The 20389-nt window shown below is 73.9% G+C and carries 19 protein-coding genes; 7 read left to right on the top strand and 12 right to left on the bottom strand.

The window, feature by feature from the left end:
* Positions 1 to 95: 95 nt before the first annotated feature.
* Positions 96 to 1001: a 5'/3'-nucleotidase SurE gene (gene surE / locus DEJ51_RS01585; RefSeq protein WP_150255596.1), complete on the top strand. Its 906-nt coding sequence runs from the start codon at positions 96 to 98 to the stop codon at positions 999 to 1001.
* A gap of 132 nt (positions 1002 to 1133) precedes the next feature.
* Positions 1134 to 2750 carry a carboxylesterase/lipase family protein gene (locus DEJ51_RS01590; protein WP_150255598.1) on the top strand — a complete coding sequence of 539 codons (1617 nt, stop codon included), beginning with the start codon at positions 1134 to 1136 and terminating at the stop codon, positions 2748 to 2750.
* Between the two features lie 28 nt (positions 2751 to 2778).
* Here the strand turns inward: DEJ51_RS01590 and DEJ51_RS01595 are convergent, their stop codons facing one another.
* The 3 genes from DEJ51_RS01595 to DEJ51_RS01605 form a co-directional block, all read right to left on the bottom strand.
* The gene (locus DEJ51_RS01595) at positions 2779 to 4233 is read right to left on the bottom strand and encodes an amidase (RefSeq protein ID WP_223835615.1); all 1455 of its coding nucleotides are present in this window, start codon (positions 4231 to 4233) and stop codon (positions 2779 to 2781) included.
* Positions 4234 to 4329: 96 nt separating this feature from the next.
* On the bottom strand, positions 4330 to 4854 hold the full coding sequence (locus DEJ51_RS01600) for a hypothetical protein (RefSeq protein WP_150255600.1): 525 nt from the start codon (positions 4852 to 4854) through the stop codon (positions 4330 to 4332).
* A gap of 249 nt (positions 4855 to 5103) precedes the next feature.
* On the bottom strand, positions 5104 to 6213 hold the full coding sequence (locus DEJ51_RS01605; protein WP_150255602.1) for a DUF2330 domain-containing protein: 1110 nt from the start codon (positions 6211 to 6213) through the stop codon (positions 5104 to 5106).
* Between the two features lie 86 nt (positions 6214 to 6299).
* On the opposite strand from DEJ51_RS01605, the gene DEJ51_RS01610 reads away from it, so the two are divergent.
* Complete coding sequence (locus DEJ51_RS01610) at positions 6300 to 6809, top strand: hypothetical protein (protein WP_150255604.1); 510 nt, start codon at positions 6300 to 6302, stop codon at positions 6807 to 6809.
* A gap of 7 nt (positions 6810 to 6816) precedes the next feature.
* Here DEJ51_RS01610 and DEJ51_RS01615 read toward each other — a convergent pair whose 3' ends face one another.
* Genes DEJ51_RS01615 through DEJ51_RS01635 form a run of 5 tightly spaced genes read right to left on the bottom strand, consistent with a single transcriptional unit; the run spans position 6817 to position 11554 of the window.
* Positions 6817 to 7476 (bottom strand): HAD family hydrolase, encoded by a 660-nt coding sequence (locus DEJ51_RS01615; protein ID WP_263411693.1) that lies wholly within the window; start codon positions 7474 to 7476, stop codon positions 6817 to 6819.
* Positions 7473 to 8576: an ABC transporter ATP-binding protein gene (locus DEJ51_RS01620; protein WP_223835616.1), complete on the bottom strand. Its 1104-nt coding sequence runs from the start codon at positions 8574 to 8576 to the stop codon at positions 7473 to 7475. The genes DEJ51_RS01615 and DEJ51_RS01620 overlap by 4 nt, the downstream gene beginning before the upstream one ends.
* 4 nt (positions 8577 to 8580) lie before the next feature.
* Positions 8581 to 9513: an ABC transporter permease gene (locus tag DEJ51_RS01625; RefSeq protein WP_223835617.1), complete on the bottom strand. Its 933-nt coding sequence runs from the start codon at positions 9511 to 9513 to the stop codon at positions 8581 to 8583.
* Positions 9501 to 10391, bottom strand: a complete 891-nt coding sequence (locus tag DEJ51_RS01630) for an ABC transporter permease (protein ID WP_150255606.1) — start codon at positions 10389 to 10391, stop codon at positions 9501 to 9503. Before DEJ51_RS01630 ends, DEJ51_RS01625 begins: the two co-directional genes overlap by 13 nt.
* Positions 10391 to 11554, bottom strand: coding sequence for an ABC transporter substrate-binding protein (locus tag DEJ51_RS01635; protein WP_150255608.1), 1164 nt, complete (start codon positions 11552 to 11554; stop codon positions 10391 to 10393). The genes DEJ51_RS01630 and DEJ51_RS01635 overlap by 1 nt, the downstream gene beginning before the upstream one ends.
* Before the next feature lie 233 nt (positions 11555 to 11787).
* Between DEJ51_RS01635 and DEJ51_RS01640 the strand changes: the two genes are divergently transcribed.
* Complete coding sequence (locus DEJ51_RS01640) at positions 11788 to 12546, top strand: GntR family transcriptional regulator (protein ID WP_150255610.1); 759 nt, start codon at positions 11788 to 11790, stop codon at positions 12544 to 12546.
* Between the two features lie 5 nt (positions 12547 to 12551).
* On the opposite strand, the gene DEJ51_RS01645 is transcribed toward DEJ51_RS01640, so the two are convergent.
* A complete protein-coding gene (locus DEJ51_RS01645; RefSeq protein WP_150255612.1) occupies positions 12552 to 13505 on the bottom strand; it encodes a reductase in 954 nt (317 codons plus the stop codon).
* Between the two features lie 71 nt (positions 13506 to 13576).
* On the opposite strand from DEJ51_RS01645, the gene DEJ51_RS01650 reads away from it, so the two are divergent.
* From DEJ51_RS01650 to DEJ51_RS01660, 3 genes are all read left to right on the top strand, one after another.
* The gene (locus DEJ51_RS01650; protein WP_190620125.1) at positions 13577 to 14500 is read left to right on the top strand and encodes a LysR family transcriptional regulator; all 924 of its coding nucleotides are present in this window, start codon (positions 13577 to 13579) and stop codon (positions 14498 to 14500) included.
* The gene (locus DEJ51_RS01655; RefSeq protein WP_150255614.1) at positions 14497 to 15834 is read left to right on the top strand and encodes a hypothetical protein; all 1338 of its coding nucleotides are present in this window, start codon (positions 14497 to 14499) and stop codon (positions 15832 to 15834) included. Before DEJ51_RS01650 ends, DEJ51_RS01655 begins: the two co-directional genes overlap by 4 nt.
* A 220-nt stretch (positions 15835 to 16054) precedes the next feature.
* The gene (locus DEJ51_RS01660; protein ID WP_150255615.1) at positions 16055 to 17533 is read left to right on the top strand and encodes a condensation domain-containing protein; all 1479 of its coding nucleotides are present in this window, start codon (positions 16055 to 16057) and stop codon (positions 17531 to 17533) included.
* Positions 17534 to 17548: 15 nt separating this feature from the next.
* On the opposite strand, the gene DEJ51_RS01665 is transcribed toward DEJ51_RS01660, so the two are convergent.
* The 3 genes from DEJ51_RS01665 to DEJ51_RS01675 form a co-directional block, all read right to left on the bottom strand.
* Positions 17549 to 18232: a hypothetical protein gene (locus DEJ51_RS01665; protein ID WP_150255617.1), complete on the bottom strand. Its 684-nt coding sequence runs from the start codon at positions 18230 to 18232 to the stop codon at positions 17549 to 17551.
* Entirely contained in the window at positions 18229 to 18987 is a 759-nt protein-coding gene (locus DEJ51_RS01670; RefSeq protein ID WP_150255619.1) for a TetR/AcrR family transcriptional regulator, read from the bottom strand. The genes DEJ51_RS01665 and DEJ51_RS01670 overlap by 4 nt, the downstream gene beginning before the upstream one ends.
* 120 nt (positions 18988 to 19107) lie before the next feature.
* Entirely contained in the window at positions 19108 to 20328 is a 1221-nt protein-coding gene (locus DEJ51_RS01675; RefSeq protein WP_150261633.1) for an RNA polymerase sigma factor, read from the bottom strand.
* Positions 20329 to 20389: the final 61 nt, after the last annotated feature.

A 20389-nucleotide genomic window follows, 5' to 3' on the forward strand; every position in this document is an offset into this window, starting at 1 on the left:
GTCCGCAGCTCCGGCGGGCGCACGCCGAGGGTCGTGCGCCCGCCGGTCACCACCTCTGCCCACCCTCGACTCCCCTCCCTCCCAAGGAGCCCCCTGTGAGACGCACGCGAGTTCTGCCGCTGGCCGCGCTGCTGCTGTGCACGCCGGCCCTGGCCGGCACGGCCCCGGCGGCCGCCGCGCCGCAGACCGCGCCCGCCGGCCCGCTGCGGATCCTGCTCACCAACGACGACGGCTACGACGCCCCCGGCATCCGCAAGGCCTTCGAGCGGCTGACCGCCGCCGGGCACGACGTCACGATCGTGGCCCCGCTCACCAACCAGAGCGGCACGGGTACGAAGATGCTGAGCGGCCCGTCGATCACGGTGAAGCACCCCGAGCCGAAGGTCTGGGCCGTCGACGGCACCCCCGGCGACTCCGTCGCCTTCGGGCTGGCCGAGGTGTTCGCGGGCGATGCCCCCGACCTGGTCGTCTCGGGCACCAACTTCGGCCCGAACGTCGCCGGTCTCGCCACCCACTCCGGTACCGTCGGCGGCGCCGTCGCCGCGCTGGAGCACGGCGTACCGGCCATCGCGCTGAGCACCGGGGGCGTCACCGCGCCGGACCCGGTCACCACGGTCAACGCGATGGGGCCCACGCTCGACTTCGCGGTCAAGCTGATCGACCGGCTGCGTTCGCGGGCCCGGTCCGGGCCGCTGCTGCCCGAGGGGGTCGGCCTGAACGTCAACCACCCGGTGGTCGGCGCGGACGGCCGGGGAACGGCCGCGGGGGTGTCCTCGACCTTCCAGGACGCGCAGACCCTGCTCGAACCCGACTTCACCGACGCGGGCGACGGCACCTGGAAGGTGACCGTGAAGGTGGACCTCCGGCCCGCCGCCAAGGGCAGTGACGTCGAGGCCGTCGCCGCCGGCCGGATCGCCGTCAGCCCGATGAACGCCGACTGGAACACGGGGCCGGTGGACCGGGCCGTGACCTCCGTACTGATCGCCGGGCTCCGCCCCTGACGGGTCCCGGCCGGGGCGGAGCCCGCGACCGCTCCGCTCCGCCCCGGCCGGTCCGGCCCCGGCTCCATCCCCGCGGAGCCGCGGCTCCCCCGGCACGACATCGGCACGCACCGGCACATTCCAGGAGGACGGATGAAGAGGCCCGGAAAACGGCTGCCCTCGGCAAGGTCCCTGCTCACCGCCGCACTTGCCCTGGCGGCACTGCTCGCCGGCGCACCGCCCACGTCGGCGTCGCCGCCGTCGTCGTCGTACGGCGGACCACCGCACCCGGTGGTCACCGTCGCGCAGGGCACCCTGCGCGGCCAGTCCCGTGACGGCGCGCAGGAGTTCCTCGGCGTCCCCTACGCCGCTCCCCCGGTCGGGGACGCCCGGCTGCGGGCCCCCGCGCCCGCGCCCCGGTGGCACGGGGTGCGGGAGGCCGTCCGGCAGGCCCCCGCCTGCCTGCAGTTCTCGCCCTTCGGTCTGAGCGATCCGGCGGCCGTCGGCGAGGACTGCCTGTACCTGGACGTGTACCGGCCCCGGACCGCCCGCCCCGGAGCCCGGCTCCCGGTGGTCTTCTGGATGCACGGGGGTGCGTACAGCCAGGGAACCGGGACCCAGTTCGGCGGCCGGACCATGGCCGACCTCACCGGGAGCGTGGTGGTCGGCATCAACTACCGGCTGGGGCAGCTCGGCTATCTCCAACTGCCCGAGCTGGGGCGGGAGAACGCGCTGCGCTCCGGGTCCTTCGGGCTGATGGACCAGCTCGCGGCGCTGCGCTGGACGCGGGAGAACATCGGCGCGTTCGGCGGGGACCCGGGCAACGTCACGATCTCCGGGCAGTCGGCGGGCAGCGGTTCCGTCTGCGCGCTGCTCGCGGCACCGGCGGCCGCCGGCCTGTTCCACCGGGCCGTGCTGCAGAGCGGTCCGTGCACCCTGCTGGGTACGCCGGACCGTGCGGAGGCCGAGGAACAGGCCCGGTCGTTCGCCGCGCGGGCGGGCTGTACCGCTTCCGCGGAGGTGGCCGCCTGCCTGCGCGCCGTCTCCGGGGCGGCACTGGTGGATGCGGCCCGTACGCTGCCCACCCGGGGTCCCGCCTCGGGTGACGGGCTGCTGCCGGTCGCTCCCGCGCGGGCCATCGGGAGCGGTGCGTGGAACAAGGTGCCGGTGCTGATCGGGAGCACCCGCTCCGAGGCCCGGTTCTTCGTCGCCCTGACGCAGCCGTACCTGACCGCCGAGCAGTACACGGCGCAGGTCATGGCGGATCACGGGGCGGCCGGGCCGGAGGTGCTCGCGCGTTATCCGGTCGCGCGGTACGGCTCGCCGTACCTGGCGCTGTCCGCGGTCCTGACCGACTCGACCTTCGCGTGCCACACCGCGTGGACGGCCGAGCTGTTCGCGGCTCAGGTGCCGACGTACGTCTACGAGTTCGACGACCCGCGGTCGCCCACGCTCGCGGGTGCGCAGGTGCCGGGCCTGGACGAGTCGAACGCGCACAGTGCGGAGCTGGCCTACCTGTACGACTTCACCATGGGTGAGCGCCCGCTGACACCGGTTCAGGTCGCGCTCGGGAACCGGATGAAGCGCTACTGGGGGGCGTTCGCCCGGTTCGGCGCCCCTGTGGTGGCGGGCCAGACCCCGTGGCCGCGGGCCGGCTCCGGGGCGGCCACGGTGCTCGTCCTGGACCCGGTGGCGACGCGGACGACCACGTCGTTCGGGGCGGAACACAACTGCGCGTTCTGGCGGACCCGGCCTCCCCGGCCGCTCTGACGTCCCGCCCCGGGAGTGTCCTGTCGGGTCAGGCGGCCGGCGGACGGGGGCGTCGCTGCGCCCACGGCCGGACCTCCTCCAGCTGCGCCGCGACCCGCAGGAGGGTCACCTCGTCGTCCCGGCGGCCCACCAGTTGCACGGCGAGCGGCAGACCGTCCTCGCCGAGGCCCGCCGGGACCGAGGCGGCCGGGTGCCCGGTGACGTTCCACAGGGCGGTGTAGGCGACCATCGGGCGCGAGCGGACCATCGCCGTCAGCAGCCCGGCACCGTCCAGCGCGCCCACCGGGCGCGGTCGTTCGGCGACGACCGGGGTCAGGAGCAGGTCCATGGTGGTGAACATGCGGTCGGCCCGCTCCGCGAGCCGCTCTCCCGCCCGGATCGCGCGCTCCACGGCGGATCCGGGGACCCGCCGGGCGAGCGCGAGGGTCTGCCGGGTGCGCCGTTCGAGCAGGTCGGGGCGCTCGACGGCGTCGGCCTCCGCCCTCACTCCACCGCAGAACTGTGCGACGAACGAGGCCGTCGCGTCGGGGTAGCGCGGGTCGACCTCCCGTACGTCGTGGCCCAGTTCGCGCAGGGCCCGTACGGTTTCCCGTACGGCTGCGACGTGTTCCGGATGCGGGCGCACCCCGGGCACGGCCGGCTTGACCGCGTAGCCGATGCGCAGCCGGCCGGGCGGGGTCTCCAGGGCCTGCGTCCAGGCGGTGGTCGCGGGGCGGGCGCTCCAGCGGTCGGTGGGGGTGCTGCCGGCGAGCACGTCGTAGAGGAGCGCCGCGTCACCCACGCTGCGGGTCAGGGGTCCCACGGTGCCCAGCGCGTACCAGAGGTGGGGGTTCGGGGCGGTGGAGACCCGGCCGCGCTGGGGTTTGAGGCCGAACAGTCCGCAGCAGGCGGCCGGGATGCGGATGGATCCGCCGCCGTCGCCGCCGAGGGCCGCCCCGACCAGTCCGGCCGCGACGGCGGCGGCGCTGCCGCCGCTGGAGCCGCCGGGGGTGCGGGTGGTGTCCCAGGGGTTGCGGGTGTGGCCGTGGGCGGCGGATTCGGTGAAGGGCCACTGGCCGAACTCGGGCATCGTCGTCTTGCCGATGACGACGGCTCCGGCGGCGCGCAGGCGGCGTACCGCTTCGGAGTCGGCGGTGACGGGGCTCCGGTTGGCGGAGCCGCCGAAGGTGGTGACCTGGCCCGCGACGTCCAGTTCGTCCTTGACGGCGATGGGGACGCCGTGCAGCGGGCCGGCGCCGCTCGCGGGGCCTTCCGCGTCACGGGCATCGGCCTCGGCGAGGGCCTGCTCTGCGAGGACGACGCGGAAGGCTCCGAGAACGGCATCGGTCCGGGCGATGCGGCGCAGGGCCGCCTCGACGAGGGCCCGTGAGGTGGTCTTGCCGGTGCGCACCAGCGCGGCCTGGTGCGCGACCCCCTGGAACATCAACTCCGCGTCGTCCCGGTCCTGTTCCTGCCGCCGTACGCCGTCTGTTTCCGCGAACACCACGCTGATCCCCTTACCTCTCGGTAACTCCGGTGCAAGGCTGGTGTGCCCGCGCTCGCGCGTCAACCCCGGCAGGTGTGGCGGCAGGCAGGCGGATCAGGCCGTCGCGGAGGCACGGCTGCGGGACGGCTCCTCCAGGGGATGGCCGTCGGGGATCTTCCCGCAGGGGGCGTGGAGGAGGACGACGAGTGTCCCGGTGGGTTCGTACCAGTCCACATCGATCTGGTCGCCGGTGTCCTGGTTCTCGAATCGGAAGCCCATGGGGGAGACGTTCTGGCTGACGGGCTTCCAGCCCTGCCGGGTCAGCCGGGAGCGGACGCGCTCCTGGGCGGCCCGGGCGGTGTCCTGCGCGATGCCGGTGGTCTCCCGTTCGAGGCTGAAGCTTCGGACGTCCCTGCGGGCCTGGTCGATGTGGGCGAGGGAGCGCAGTCCCCGGTAGTAGCAGGCGCCCGTCTCCATCCGGTCGGGCAGCGGGCCGGGCCCGACGGGCAGGGCCAGGTCGTTCTCGACGCGCTCGGCCTCCGCTGCGAGCCGCGTGGCGACGACATGGGGATCGACCTCGGGGTACGGTCCGCCGTTCCAGAGGCGGTACGCGCCCCAGCAGGCGAGAAGGCAGCACACGGCACTACCGAGAGCCAGTGCCGCGAGGAGGGGGCGGGACCGCGGGCGGCGCGGGCGCGGCGGTACAGCAGGGGGGACGGACCGTAGGGAAGGCATGATCCCGAGCCTAGGGGGACGGTTCGGGCGGCGAATCGGGGCGGGTACTCAGGTCGGGGTGAGTACCCGCCCGTGCGCGTCCGGCGTGACGGGTCCGGGCGCCGGGGCGGACCGGCCGCGCCGGGCTGGAGCCCGGCGGTGACGTCGTCCGGGTCAAGGCGCCGCGGCCTGGACCGGGTCCGGGGCCGGGCCGGAGCCCGTGCGGCGGCCGCGGAGCCGGAGCACCGTGAGGGACCCGGCGATCAGGGCCGCCACGACGGCCGCCGACGTCAGGAGCCAGACCGGGACGCCGCCCAGCGTGAGCAGCTCGTCGTGGTAGACCGCCCTGCGGAACGGGGTGTCCTTGGCGGTGGCGCGCAGTTCGTGGTCTGCGTCGATCCGGCCGGGCTCCGGGAACCGCTGGTCGAGGGCGGTGAGGAAGACGGGCTCGGCGCCCGCCAGTTCGGCGAGCGGGCCCTTCTCGGGGCGGATGGCTCCCGCGAACGTCACCTCGGGTGCGGAGCCGCCGATCGGCGAGGTGGGCTCCATGCGGTGGTCGGCGAGGACGTACAGGCCGAGGGACTGCGGTGTCTTCGCCATCCGGGAGAGCCGCATCGGGTAGACCAGCCGGTCGCTGTCGAAGCGGATCCTCAGCGGGTCCAGCTCGCCCCGCAGGGGGTTGCCCGGTCCGCGCGGGACCAGCCGTACCGCCACGTACTCCCAGTGCTGGTCCACGTAGGGCTTGACCTCGGCGGCGAGGCGGTCGGGGAGCTCGAAGCCATTGCTCTCCAGCCAGTTCCCCAGGGCGTCCGGGTCGGTGGCGGTGAGCCGTGCGACGTCGAAGGCACCGAGCTGCTCGCGGCCGACGACGCCGACCGGCGGCGCGGCGGCGCCCGGTGCCGGGGCTCCGGCGGTGTCGCGCCCGCCCGTGGAGAAGGGCCAGTCGCGGTCGCGGGGCCAGAAGTAGCCCCGGGTCCTGTGCTCGGGCCGGGTGATGCGGCTCAGTTCGTCGAACACCTCGCCGTCGCCGAGCTCCACGGTGGCCCGGCCCGGCACCGGCATGATCCAGGCGGCCCGCCGGGCGTCCCCGCCGACGGTGAAACGCATGAGGATCTGCTCCGTGCGGCCGTCCCAGCGCACGACGGAGGTCTCGCGGTCGACGGCGATCCGGGACTGGCCGTCCGGGATCATGGCTCCGCAGCCGCACGCGTAGGCGGGGTTGACCAGGGCGCCCAGCTGGGTCACGAGCAGGGCGAACAGCAGTGCCGGAATTCTTCGTTTCATCCACACGGGGTCTCAGACGGCGGACCCTGTGATCCGGTTCCGACCCCCGTCGCCGTCGACTCCGGCCTGGCCTCATACTGTGCCCCATGACGGGGAGCGAGAAGCGGCAGCAGGCGCTGCTGCGCAGGTCCGCGGTGCTGCGCAGCCCGCTGGTTCCGGATGCCGTGGCGGTGGAGATCGCGCGGCACGACTGGGAGTCCATCGAGTGCGGCTGCGGCCGCTCGGCGGGCCATCTGGTGGACGCTGTCCGGGACGCGGCCGAGGGGCATCCGTCCGCGTTCCACGCGCTGGAGGGGCACGTCTTCTTCGCGGAGCACCTGAAGCCGCCCGCCCCGGCGGTGTGCGGTGTCCTGATGGCCGTGTGGGCCGCGCACCCGCCCCGGCAGGCGACCCGCGAGGCCCTGCTGTGGACCCTGCTCGCCCTGCTGTGCACGGTGGACGACGGCGGCACCCACGAGGCCGGACTGCACGGCCAGTGCGCCGCCTTCATCCGTACGGGTGTGGACGGCTTCCGACGTGAGGTCGCCACCGCCCCGGGCTCGGGGACCGCCGCCTACGCGGAGGGCATCCTGGACATCCTCGGCCTGCCGGGCTGAGTGCGGGTCAGCCGCCCGCCGTCAGGCAGCTCCGCAGCCGGGCCACGGTGACGTCCTCCAGGGAGGCGGCGAAGGTCCGCGGCGGTGACGCCGGGACCGCCAGCAGGGACGGGACCACCAGGACCGCGCAGCCCGCGGCCTCCGCGGAGGCCGCGCCGTCCGGCGAGTCCTCCACCGCGACGCACGCGTGCGGGGCGAGGCCGAGGCGGCCGGCGGCCTCCCGGTAGGGGTCCGGATGCGGCTTGGTGCGTGCGGTGTCGTCGGCGGACAGGGTGAAGGCGAAGGGGACATGGGCCAGGGAGCCCCCGACCACGGAGTCGACGACGACCCGCGGTGACGCGCTGACCAGCGCGAAGGGCACTCCCTGTGCCTCCAGTGCGGTCAGCAGCCGCTGGGCGCCGGGCCGCATCGGCGCCCCGGCCTCCACCTCGCGGAAGAAGCTCTCGGTGAGCGCCGCCGCCACCTCGTCCGGGTCTCCCCCGCCCGCGACCCGGACGAGGTGGGCGGCGGTGTCCTCCACCGCCCGGCCGACGACCTCCGGCGCGTCCGCGTCGGTGAGCCGGTGGCCGAGGTCGTCCGCTATCTCCTCGGCGGTGCGCCACCACAGCACCTCGGTGTCGACGAGGGTGCCGTCCATGTCGAACAGCACCGCGGCGAGGGCGCTCACGCGGACCCGGCCACGACGAGCACGGGCCGTTCGGCCAGTCCCACGGTGGCGCTCGCTCCCGGCACCAGGGCTCCGGCGTCCCGCGAGGGCAGGTCGGCCTTGACGGTCACCCCGCCCCGCAGTTCCAGGTGGAGCCGGGTCACGGAACCCAGGAAGGAGGCGGAGACGACGGTGGCGGTGCCGGCCTCGTCGGCGGCGACGGTGACGTTCTCGGGCCGTACGAGGACCTGCACCTGCGGCGTCGTGGGGACCGGGCCGTCGACGGGCAGGCGCGCCCCGGCCACCTCCACCAGGCCGGAGTCGGTGAGCCGTCCGGGCAGCCGGTTCATGGTGCCGACGAACTCGGCGACGAAGGGGGTGGCCGGCCGGTCGTACAGTTCGGCCGGGGCGGCGCACTGCTCCAGCTTCCCGGCGTTCAGGACGGCGACCCGGTCGGCCATCGAGAGGGCTTCCTCCTGGTCGTGGGTGACGAAGACGGTGGTGATGCCGAGGGAGAGCTGGAGGCGGCGGATCTCCTCGCGCAGGTTCGCCCGTACCTTGGCGTCGAGCGCGGACAGCGGCTCGTCGAGCAGGAGTACGCGCGGGCGCAGGGCGAGGGCGCGGGCGAGGGCGACGCGCTGCTGCTGGCCGCCGGACATCTGGTGCGGGTAGCGGTCGCCGTGGTCGGGCAGGCCCACCAGGTCGAGAAGTTCGGCGGCGCGTTCGCGGCGCTCGGCCGCGCCGACCTTGCGCACCCGCAGGCCGAAGGCCACGTTGTCGCGGGCGCTCAGGTTCGGGAAGAGGCTGTACGACTGGAAGACCATGCCGGCGTCGCGGCGGTTGGCCGGGACCCGGGTGATGTCCGCTCCGTCGACGAGGACCTCGCCGGAGTCGGGCTGTTCGAAACCGGCGACGACGCGCAGGGCGGTGGTCTTGCCGCAGCCGGACGGGCCCAGCAGGGCGAGGAGTTCACCGGGTTCGACGGTGAGGTCGAGCCCGTCGAGGGCGACGGTGGAGCCGAACGCCCTGCGCAGGCCGCGGAACTCGACGCGGGCGCCCGCGGGCCGGGCGGGATCCGCCGGCGTCCCGGCCGCGGGAAGGGTGGTGGGCGTGGTGGACATGGGCTCAGGACTCCTTGCGGGAGGTGGTGGCGGGTGCGGCGGCGGCTGTGGAAGGGGTGGTCCCGGCCCGGGAGAGGGCGATCAGCAGCAGCCAGGTGATCAGGAGGCTGAGGATGGAGACGGCCACCGACATCCGGGCCTGCGCTCCGGAGATCGAGACGATCCACACGGCGAACGGCCGGAACCCGAGGAGGGAGGCGATGGTGAACTCGCCGAGCACCAGGGCCAGGGTGAGGAAGGCGGCACCGGCGAGGGAGGCCCGCAGGTTCGGCAGCAGTACGCGCAGGACCACGTACGGCCAGCTCGCGCCGCAGCTGCGGGCTGCCTCGGCCAGGGTCGGTACGTCGACGGCGCGCAGGCCCGCGTCGAGCGACCGGTAGACGAAGGGCAGCGCCAGGACCGTGTAGGCGAGGACCAGGACGACGGGGAACTTCTCGTTCTGGACGGCGATGAAGGTCTGGTAGAGCGGGGTCCGCGACAGGTGCTCCGGTCCCCAGCGCAGCACGGTGGTGATGCCGGTGACCAGCGCGATCGGCGGCACCACCAGCGGCAGCATGCACATGACCTCGACGACCGGGCGCAGCCGCGGGGAGCCGATGCGTACGGCCACCAGTGCGGGTACGGCGAGCAGCAGCGACAGGGCGATGGTCGCGGCGGCGAGGCCGAGGGAGAGCAGCAGGCTCTTGGTGAAGCCGTCGGCGGAGAGCAGCTCGGTGTACGCCTCGAAGGTGATGCCCTGGCCGGGCACGTGGACGGTGAAGACGAACGAGGCGACGAGCGGGATCAGGAAGTAGGCGCCGGCGAGGGCGAGGACGGCTCCGCGCCAGATCCCGGGGCGGGGCCGGCGGGCCGGGGTCCGCGCGGGGGCCCCGGTGTCCGGTGCCCGTGTGTCGGGGGCGGTGTCGGGGTGCCGGGTGGTCGGGGTCATCGCAGCCATCGGGCGCTCCGTCGCTGGAGGGGCAGGTAGACCGCCATGACCAGGCCGGCGATCAGGATCATGTCGAGGCCGAGGGCGAGCGCCACGTTCTCCTGGCCAGTGAGCACGTTCCCGGACAGCGCGTCCGCGATCTTCAGCGTGACCAGCGGTACGGATCCGCCGACGAGGGCCGCGGCCGTGGCGTGGGCGGCGAAGGCGGTGCCGAAGAGCAGGACGAACCCGCCGAGCAGGGAAGGCGCGAGCACGGGCAGGCCGACGTGGAGCCAGAACTGCCGCCCGGTGGCCCCGCTGCTCTGGGCGGCCTCGCGCCACTGCGGGCGCAGTCCGTCCAGTGCCGGGGCGATCACGAGCACCATCAGCGGGATCAGGAAGTACAGGTAGACCACGGTGAGGCCGGTGAAGGAGTACAGGTTCCAGCCGAGGTCGGTGAGGTCGGCGAGCTGGGTGACGACGCCGGAGATCCCGACGGTGGCGATGAAGGCGAACGCGAGGGGGACGCCGCCGAAGTTGGCGAGCACCCCGGAGGCGGTCAGCGTGGCGCTGCGCAGGCCGGCGGAGCGGGAGGTGACCACGGCCTGGGCGATCACCACGCCCAGGACGCCGCCGACGAGTGCGGTGAGGGCGGAGAGCTGGACGCTGCCGACGAGGGAGGCGAGGTAGGGGCCCTGGAGGGAGCGCGCGAGGTGCTCACCGGTCGCCTGGGTGGCGCCGCTCGCCGGGTCGGTGCGGGTGACCGCGCCGTAGGCCATGGCGCCGAGCGGGATGCCGAAGCAGAGCCCGGTGAAGGTGAGCAGCGGGAGGGTCGCGAGCCAGGTGCGCGGGCCGCGCCGCCGGCGGCGGGTGCCGTCGGCGGCGCGGGGGTCGGTGGTGGAGGACATCAGGAGAGGGCCTTGTCCCACTTCTCGGCGAGGGTGGCCTTGGCCTTGTCGAGCTCCTCGGAGGCGGGGAAGGCGGGGGTGCCCTGGACCTGCGGGAGCTTGGCGACGGCGGCCTGGTCGGCGGTGCCGTCCTGGGTCATGCCGGGGAGCAGGACCGGGCGGGCGTATCCCTTGAGCCAGAGGTTCTGGCCCTCGGCTCCGTAGAGGAACTCCAGCCACAGGCGGGCGGCCGCCGGGTGCGGGGCGTCCTTGTTGATGGCCTGCGAGTAGTACTGGGCGTAGACGCCGTCGGTGGGGACGGCGACCTTCCAGTCGACGCCCTTGCCCTTGAACTGGTCGGCGTAGCCGGCGTTCAGGTAGTCCCAGTCGATGGAGATGGGCGTCTCGCCCTTCTCGACGGTCGCCGGGGTGGACTCGACCGGGATGAAGTTCCCGCTCTTCTTCAGCTGCCCGAAGAAGTCGATGCCGGGCTGGATGTCGGCGAAGGAGCCCTTGTTGGCGAGGGCGGCCGCGTAGACACCGCCGAAGGCCGAGCCGGACTTGGTGGGGTTGCCGTTGAGCGCGACCTTGCCCTTGTACTCGGGCTTGAGGAGGTCGGCGAAGGTCTGCGGGCAGGTGGGGATGCGGGCCGCGTCGCAGCCGATGGAGACGTAGCCGCCGTAGTCGTTGGTCCAGCGTCCGTCGGCGTCCTTCTGGGCGGCGGGGATCTTGTCCCAGGCGGTGACCTTGTACGGGGCGAAGAGGTTCTCGGCCGCGCCGCTGCGGGCGAAGGCGATCCCCAGGTCCAGGACGTCGGGGGCGCGGTTCTGGCCCTTGCGGGACTTGACGGCGGCGATCTCGTCGGAGCTGGAGGCGTCCGGGTTCTCGCTGTTCACCTTGATCTTGTACTTGGCCTCGAAGGCCTTGATGATCTCGCCGTAGTTCGCCCAGTCCGGGGGCAGCGCGATCACGTTGAGCTCGCCCTCCTTCTGCGCGGCGGCGGCGAGGGCCTCCAAGGAGCCGAAGTCGGCGACCGAGGTCGCGGCGCCCGGCTGCACGGCGTTCTTGGCGCCGCCTGCGCCGCCGGACTTCTGGTCGGGGGCGGCACCGCAGGCGCTGAGCGTGGTGAGTACGGCGGCGCTGAGCAGAACGGCCGCACCGCGACGGGCGGAGGAACTGAGCACGGTCTCTCCCGGAGACGAAGGTGGGTTCACTTGTCTGAACAAGTTGGCTCCAGTTCGCCCGGGCCCGCTGTACGGACGGTGAACGCCGCCTGTCGCCTGGAGCACGTCTCGAAGAAGAGAGAAGAATGACCGGAAGAAGCCGTGACAGAACCTGTTGGAATGATCATGGGAGACCGGTGCGCGACGATTCCGGTACGGCACCGCCGGCACACGGCGATCAGGGGGCGAAGCACATGAGTACGAGCGCGGGCACGGCCAGGTACCTGGAGATCGCCGAGGCGCTGCGCCGGCAGATCCTCTCGGGCGAACTCCCGGTGGGGGCGCACCTGCCCTCGGAGAGCGACCTGGCGGCACACTGGTCCGCATCGCGCGGAACCGTCCGCCAGGCGGTCGCCACCCTCGCCGCTGAGGGACTGATCGGCTCCCGGCAAGGGGCACGGCGCATCGTCCTGCGCGGGGAGCGCCGGCACAGCTTCGGCGAGCTGAACAGCTTCGCCCAGTGGGCCGAGGGGCTGGGACACCAGGCCGCCAGCCGTTTCCTGTCCCGCACCCGCCGGCCGGCCACGGCCGAGGAGGCGGACCGGCTCGCGCTGACCGCCGGGACGGAGATCCTGGCGGTGCTGCGGCTGCGGCTGCTCGACGGGGAGCCCACCATGGTGGAGCGGACCGCCTACGCCGACTGGGTCGCGGCGGCCGTCGAGGCGCTGCCGGTGGACTGCCGCTCCGTCATGGACAGCCTGGCCGCGGGTTCGGGGGTCACCGCCCACTACGGCGAGCACCTGATCGACGCGCTTCCGGCCGGCAGCGAGGACGCGCGCCTGCTCCAGATCCGGCGCGGCAGCCCGCTGCTGCGCCAGCGGCATGTCTCCGCCACGGCCACGGGCCGCCCGATCGAGTGGTCCGACGACCGCTACCGGGCCGGCAGCGTGACGTTCAGTGTGAGCAACTCATCGGTAGCAACTCCCTTGGAGCGGCGCGTCGGAGACCAGTGACCGCGTCAGCCGGCCGCGCGCGCCGTCTCCGCGATCGCCCCGGGCAGCCAGTCGGCGACCCGGCCGAAGCCGAAGCCCAGCGCCGAGGCCCGGCCGTTGTCCATGGCGTAGGCCCGGTCGAAGGAGAAGGGCGAGGCCGCGGCGCCCTCCCCCACCACCCGGTACCGCGGGTCGCGTCCGACGTGCGCCGCGACCGCCTCGCAGAGCGCGATCACGTCGGGTGCGCCGTGCGAGGCCGCGTTGACGGGCCCGGTGAAGGTCTGTTCCGCCGCCCAGTACAGGAATCCGGCCATCTCGTGGTGATGGATGAACGAGGTGGCGTACGGGGCTTCGTGGACGTCGACGGGGGTCCCGGCGCCGATCCGCTCCACGTAGTGCGCGAGCCGGCCGGTGAACTCCGCCGGGCCGCCGCCGAGCACGTGCGCGGCGCGCACGCTGACGCAGGGGAAGGCCGGGTCCCGCAGGAAGACGGCCTCGGCCTGCCGCTTGCCCTCGGCGTAGACGTACGCGGGCCAGGGCCCGGGCGTACCGCCCGCCGCCCCCGGGAGCGGCAGCCGCGCGGGGTCGAGCGACGCCTCGGTGACGGGTGCGGGGGCGAGGGCGGGTGCGGGGGCGGGAACGCGGTCCTCGGGACCGGCCGGGAGCGTGGCCGGGTCGTAGACCTCCATCGTCGAGGTCATGACGTAGCGCCCGGTCCGCCCGGTGAAGACCCGCCGGGCGACGGCGGCCTGGAGCGGCGTGTAGCAGACCTGGTCCACGACCACGTCGAAGTCGCGCCCGCCCAGCGCCGCCCGCAGGGCTTCCTCGTCGTCGCGGTCGGCGACCAGACGGCCCGCGCCGGACGGGGGCGCACCGGAGCCCCGGTTGAGCACGGTCACCTCGTCGCCCGCCTCGACCGCCCGTGTGACCAGGGTCTTTCCGAAGTACCGGCTGCCGCCGATGACAAGAATCCGCTTCATGCGTTCGACTCTGCCGTTGTATCGTCCCCCGCGGTACCGACCAGCTGCTGAACGCGTCGTAAGGAAAACTGATGATCGATGTGCAGCGGCTGCGCGTCCTGCGGGCGGTGGCCGAGCACGGCAGCTTCAACCGGGCGGCCGGCGCCCTCCTGCTGACCCCTTCGGCCGTCTCGCAGCACATCGCGGCGCTGGAGCGCGCGGTCGGCCACCCGGTGGCGGTGCGCAGCACCCGCGGGGTCACCCTCACCGAGCCCGGCCGGCTGCTGGTGGAGGCCGCCGAGTCGATCTCCGCCGAGCTGGACCAGGTCCGCCACGCGATCGACCGGCTCACGGCGGAGCGGCCGCGCCTGACCGTCGCCACCTTCACCAGCGGCGGCCGGCACCTGCTGCCCACGGCGCTGTCCCGGTTCGTGGAGGCGCATCCGGAGGTGGAGCTGACGGTGGTGGAGAGCGAGCCGGAGGGAGCGACGGAGATGGTGCGCGGCGGCGCGGCCGATCTCGCGCTGGCCTACCACTTCGACGGGCCGCCCCCGGTGCGCCCGGACGGACGCCCGGGGCTCGACTGGGTTCCCCTGATGGAGGACCCGCTCTGGCTGGTGCTGCCGCCCGGCCACCGGCTCGCGGACCGTCCGTCGCTGGGCCTGGCCGAACTGGGCTCCGAGCGCTGGGTGCTGGGCTGCCTCAGGACGGAGGCCTACCTGCGCCGGTACGCGGAACTCGCCGGTTTCGACCTCCGGGTGGCGGCCTCCACCACTGACTACTTCTTCGCGCAGACCCTGGTCGCGGCCGGGGTCGGGGTCTCCCTGGTCCCGCACGTATCACTGTCCACGACGGGCGAGTTGACCGTGGTGCGCGTCGAACCCCCGCGTCCCGCACGGCACATCGGGCTGGTCCTGCCCCGGCGGCGCCCGCACCCCCGTGCCCAGGCGTTGGCCGCAGCCCTCACCGCTGCTGCCGCCGCCCCGCCCCGCACACCGACCGGAGAGCGCCCTTGAACCACCTCCTGTGCGGTCTGGCGGCCAATCCGGCGCTGCCGCCCGAACTGGTCGATCGACTGCTGGTGTTCGCGCTGGAGGAGGCGAGGGCCGACCCCGGGTCGGAGTTCGCCGACGAACTGCTCCACGACCTGGCCGACCGAGCCGATCTGCGGCACCAGCAGGTGCGGGAACTCGCCGCGCACTCCGACACGATGGCCCGGTACCTCGCCTACAAGGGGACGCTCGACGCCGCCGACGTGGATCCCGGGTCCGCGCCGAACGCGGCCGTCGCCCTCCTCGACGAGCGCCGCGGGCGCCCCGAGTGGGCCGGCCTCCTCGCGACGCACCCGGACTCCGGGATCCGCTGGAAGCTGGCCTCCTGCCCGGGCCTTCCGCAGGACGCCGTGGACCTGCTCGCCGCCGACCCCGATCCGGACGTCGTGGAGGAACTGGCCCTCTGGACGGACTCACCCGTGACCGCCCGCCTCGCACTCCACCCGGCCCCCCGGGTACGCCTCGCGGCGGCGGCCAACCCCGCCACCCCGCTCGAAGCCGTGATCACCCTGGCCCAGGACCCCGAACTGACGCTGAACTGGGCGCTCTCCCAGCGCACCGATCTGCCACAGACGCTCTACGCCCGGCTCGCCGCCGACCCGCTGCCCGGGGTCCGCGCCACGTACGCGAGCAATCCGGGGATCGGTCAGGAGCTTGTCGGCGTGCTGGCCGCCGACCCGGAGGACCGGGTACGGCGCGCCCTCGCGGAGCACCCGCACGTACCGCTCGACCTGCTGGCCGAGCTGACCGTCGGCCACCGGGCGGAGTGGAGCCTGCGCCCGCGGATCGCCGCCGCCACACCCGCCGAACTCGCCGAGCTGGCCGCGTCCCCTCACGCGGCCGTGCGGATGCTCGTGGCGCAGCGGCGCGACCTGCCCGCGGACCTGCGCGACGCGCTGGCGGTCGATCCGGACGTGTCCGTGGTCAGGGCCGTCGCTCCGCATCCCGGGCTCTCCGAGGAACTGCTGCGCGACATGATCGTGCGGCATGGCGTACAGGTCCTGTCCCGGGTGGCCGCCAACCCGGACGCCTCCGGAGCCCTGCTGGAGCTGGTGACACGGCACCGGCCGGGCGTGCGGGGAGCGCTCAAGGCGGTCGCCGAGCACCCCCGCGCAACGGGCCCGGCCCTGCTCGCCTGCCTGGCGGACCGGACGGCTCGCCCCCTGGCAGCCGCCCACCGGGCCCTGCCGCCCGAAGCCATCACCGAGCTGCTGGCCGACGAGGACACGTGGGTCGCGCAGACGGCGGCGGCCAACCCGTCACTGCCGCCCGCCGTGATGGCGCGCCTGTCGCCCTGAGTGCCATCCGCAACCGCCCGAGGACAGGACCCGGCGGCCGGTCCCCGTGCCCCATCAGGGGCCCCGGCCGGCCTCGGCACCGGACGGCGCTGCCGGCCTGAACTCCCCGTGAACTCCGGCCGACGCCCCGCGCCCGGACCGGCCCGAGGGAATTCGTCACCTCCCCGGGCCGGGGGTCGTTAGGGCCTGGGGGTTGACTCGGGGGCGAAGGGATGACGGAATGCGGCAGTTTCCTCTGGAGATGCACCACATGGCACCCGGCCGGGTGGTCGAGTGGCGGCTCAGGTCCACGGCGGCGGAGGCCGCCGGCACGGATGACCCGGTGGGCAGGAAGGCGTCCTTCAACCAGGACAAGCACTTCACCGTCGCCGAGGAGAGCAGGGCCGCCGACGACCCGGTGGCTTCCTGGGTCGCGGTGACCTTCGAGGTGACCGGCCCGCTGGACGAGCAGACCCTGGCGCAGTCACTGCTCTCCTTCGTGCGGCGGCACGAGGTGCTGCGGTGTGCGTTCCGCCGTCTGGCGGGCGAGGTGGCCTGTGAGCCGTTCGACCCCGCCGGACTCTCCCTCGAACCCCGGCAGGTGGGCGCGTTCGAGACCTCCGAGCTGCTGCGCGAGTTCCTGGTCGAGCGGTTCAAGCGGAGCATCGACACGCTCTCCTGGCCGCTGTTCGTCATGGGTGCGGTGGAACGCGAGGACTCCGCGACGGTCTACCTCGCCTTCGACCACATCGTCTGCGACGGCATGTCGATGCCGATCGTGGCCCGCGAGGTGTCGACCTGCTACGAGGCCCTGTGCCGCGGCGAGAACGCCGAACTGCCGGCCGCCCCCAGCTATCTCGACTTCGCCGAGGAGCAGCGCCGCCGCTATCTGTCCATCGACGCCCGCGACGAACGCCTGGACTACTGGAAGGCGTTCATGGGCGAGGCCGGGGAGTTCTTCCCCCGGTTCCCCCTCGACCTCGGTGTGGAGACGGGCCGGATGTACCCGATCGTCAACGAGGCCTCCACCCTCCTGGACGCCGCCGAGGCCGAGGTGTTCGAGAAGACGTGCCTGGCGGCCGACGGCAAGCCGTTCATGGGGGTACTCGCCTCGGTCGCGGTCTGCCTGCGCGAGGCGGGCGGCCCCGGCGTCTACCGCGGGCTCATGCCGGTCAGTGAGCGCGGCCGGGACACCTGGGCGCATTCGGTGGGCTGGTTCGTCAACACCCTGCCCATCGAGTTCGACGCCTCGCCGGGCCGGGACTTCGCCCAGGTCATGGCCTCGGTCCGGGCCGGCTTCGGCGAGATGATGCGCCATCTCGACGTACCGTTCGTGCGGGCGTGGGAGCTGCTGGCGCCCGAGGAGTTCGCCGCCCGTTCCTGGCCGCACCCGGTGAACTTCTTCTCGTACATCGACATGCGCAAGTGCCCCGGGGCCGAGCGCCACGACGACTGGCGGCCGACCACGCACGTGTGGTCGGCGCGCGCCAACGGGGCCTGTTCGTGGTTCCAGCGGGACACGGAGGGGCTGCACATGAACTCCCTCTACGTCGACACCCCGGCGGCCCGCCGGACCATGGGCGACTTCCAGGAGGCACTGCGCCTCACCGTGCAGGAGATCTCCCGGTCCGGCGGATTCCGCCGGCCCATTGCGCTGACCGCACCGCGGCGGCCCGTGCGGACCCCTCTGGACGTGGCCGCGTTCACCCGCCGCGGCTGAACCGCGCCCCCGGGGTCAGGCCGGCCGGGCCGCTCGGGCCGCCGCCCGTGGGCCGGTCGCCGACGTGCGCCGCAGCACGGCGATCCCTACCGCGAACGCCCAGTAGACGAGGAGGGCGGCCGTCAGCGCCGTGTTGCCCCAGCCCACGGCGCTGTAGAAGCGGGCGGCGTCCGTCCCGAAGAACAGTGAGGGAACGAAGGCGAGGTTGACGGCGGCGACGGCGTGTGCCGTGTACCCGGTCCAGCGCGGCAGGACCCCGGCGCGCAGGATCGCGTACCCGGCGGCGGCGAGCAGGACGGCGGTCAGCAGCCGGGCGGCCGAGCCGTGCAGCAGCATGTTGGCGTGGGCTAGCGGGCCGTCCACGGTCGGGTCGAGGCGACCGGCGGGGTCCTCCAGGACGATCCCCGCCTCGACGGACGCGGCGACCAGAGTGATGGTCACGTAGGCCAGACCCGCGCCGAAGACCAGGGCGGCCGGCCCGTCGAAGGAGGGGCCCGCACCGCGGATGACGTGGCGCAGTCCAGCGAGGAAGACGAGCAGGGCGGCGCAGGTCAGGAGGTTGAGGAGGATACGGGCCAGGACGTTGCCGGCCGGCGGCGGTCCGGAGTGCACGAAGTACAGCGGTACGGCGACGGCGGCGAGCGCGCCCGCCGTGACGCCGCCGATGCCGGTGATCCGTAAGAGGTGTTTCTCGTTCATCGGTTTCCCTCTTTCTCTCGTGCGGGTGGAGACTTCTCGATTCCGTCGAGCAGTCGCGCGATGCCGCAGGCCACGATCGGGTCGACGGCGCCGTCCTCCTCCTCGTCGAGGCCCGCTTCGCCCGCGAGCGCGCACAACGTGGGGAAGTTCCCGGGGTCGAGGCGCTCGGCGAGGACGCGTCCGTACGAGGCGGCGCCGGCCGGGTCGAGTTCGGAGGCGACCCTGGCCAGGTCGCGTACGGCGCCCGAGATGAAGGTGGCGAGCGGGATCAGCTCGTCGCGGGCGGCGCCGGAGCGGGCGAGCGGACTCAGCAGTGCCTCGAACCAGGCGAGCTGGTTCGGTCCGACCGGGGCGCTGATCGTGGGGACCCGCACCATCCACGGATGTGCGTGGTACGTCGACCAGAGTGCGTCGACCCAGGTCTCCACCTCGGCACGCCAGCCCGCTCCGGCGGCCGCGGGCGGGCGGCCGCCGGCGGCGTCGGTCATGGCCGCGAGCAGGTGTTCGCGGCCGGGCACGTGCCGGTAGAGGGCCATCGCGGTGCAGCCCAGCTCGGTGGCGACGCGCTGCATCGACAGGGCGTCCAGCCCTTCGGCGTCCACGACGGCGACGGCCGCGTCGACGATCCGGCGGGGGGTGAGGCGCGCGCGTCCCTCGGCCGTCCGCTCGGCGTCGACCCGCCACAGCAGGTCGGCGACGGTGGCGAGGTCGGGCGGTGTGCTGGACGCGTTCGACCCGCGGGGCTCACGAGGCATCGAGGCCCCTCCTCTCCGGCCGCTCGGGCCGCGCGCATGTTTATGACATACACAAAGTATATGACGTAAACACGCGGGGCAAGGGAGTGGTCGCACGGGGGCGATCCGCGGCCGCGGCGCTCAGAGGCGGGCCGCGCGGGACCGCAGCAGGGTGCGTTCCCGTGCGTTGCGCGTGAGGGAGGCCGCCCGCTCGAACTCCGCGCGGGCCTCCTCGGTCCGGCCGAGCCGCTCCAGCAGGTCCCCGCGTACGCTCGGCAGCAAGTGGTAGGCGCGCAGGGCCGGTTCCCGGTCCAGGGCGTCGACCAGCGGCAGGGCCGCCTCCGGCCCCTCGGCCATGGAGACGGCCACCGCCCGGTTGAGCTCCACCACCGGGGACGGGATCAGCTGGACGAGCCGCCCGTACAGAGCGGCGATCCTCGGCCAGTCCGTGTCCTCGTAGCGGACCGCCGCCGCGTGGCAGCCGGCGATCGCGGCCTGGACGGAGTAGGGGCCGTTCCCCGCCCGGCCCAGCGCCCGGGCGCCCCGGTGGATGAGCAGTCGGTTCCACCGGGCCCGGTTCTGGTCGGCGAGCAGCACCGGTTCCCCGTCGGGGCCGGTGCGGGTGGCGATGCGGGAGGCCTGGAACTCCAGCAGGGCGGCCAGGCCGTGCGCCTCGGGCTCCTCGGGCATCAGGGCGGCCAGTACGCGGGCCAGGCGCAGGGCGTCCTCGCACAGGGCGGGGCGGACCAGGTCCTCCCCGGCGGTGGCCGCGTACCCCTCGTTGAAGACGAGGTAGATGACCTCCAGGACCGAGGAGAGCCGTGCGTCGCGGTCGGCACCGTACGGGACCTCGAACGGCACCCCCGCCTTGGCCAGGGTCCGCTTCGCCCGGACGATGCGCTGGGCGACGGTGGCCTCGGAGGTGAGGAACGCGCGGGCGATCTCCTGGGTGGTCAGCCCTCCCATCAGACGCAGGGTGAGCGCGATCCGGGCCTCGGTGGGCAGGACGGGGTGGCAGGAGGTGAAGATCAGGCGCAGCAGGTCGTCGTCGATGTCCTCGGGGTCGGCCGGCTCGGCGGGCGGTGGCACGTCCTCCAGGCTCCGGCCGACCTCCGCGAGCTTGCGGGCGTAGGTCTCCTTGCGGCGGACGAGGTCGACCGCGCGGTGCTTGGCGGTGGTCATGAGCCAGGCTCCGGGCCGGTCCGGGACCCCCTCCTGCGGCCACTGCTCCAGCGCCGCGACGAGGGCGTCCTGGGCGATCTCCTCGGCGATGCCGATGTCCCGCACCACGCGGGCGACACGGGCGATGATCCGCGCGGACTCGATCCTGAACACCGCTTCGACCGCCTGGGCCGCACTCACTGCCGTCACGGCCACCCATCAGAGCAGCCGTGACGAGGCAGGGCAAACGCGGCAGGGCGCG

It is taken from the genome of Streptomyces venezuelae (genome assembly GCF_008642275.1).
Taxonomy (GTDB): domain Bacteria; phylum Actinomycetota; class Actinomycetes; order Streptomycetales; family Streptomycetaceae; genus Streptomyces; species Streptomyces venezuelae_E.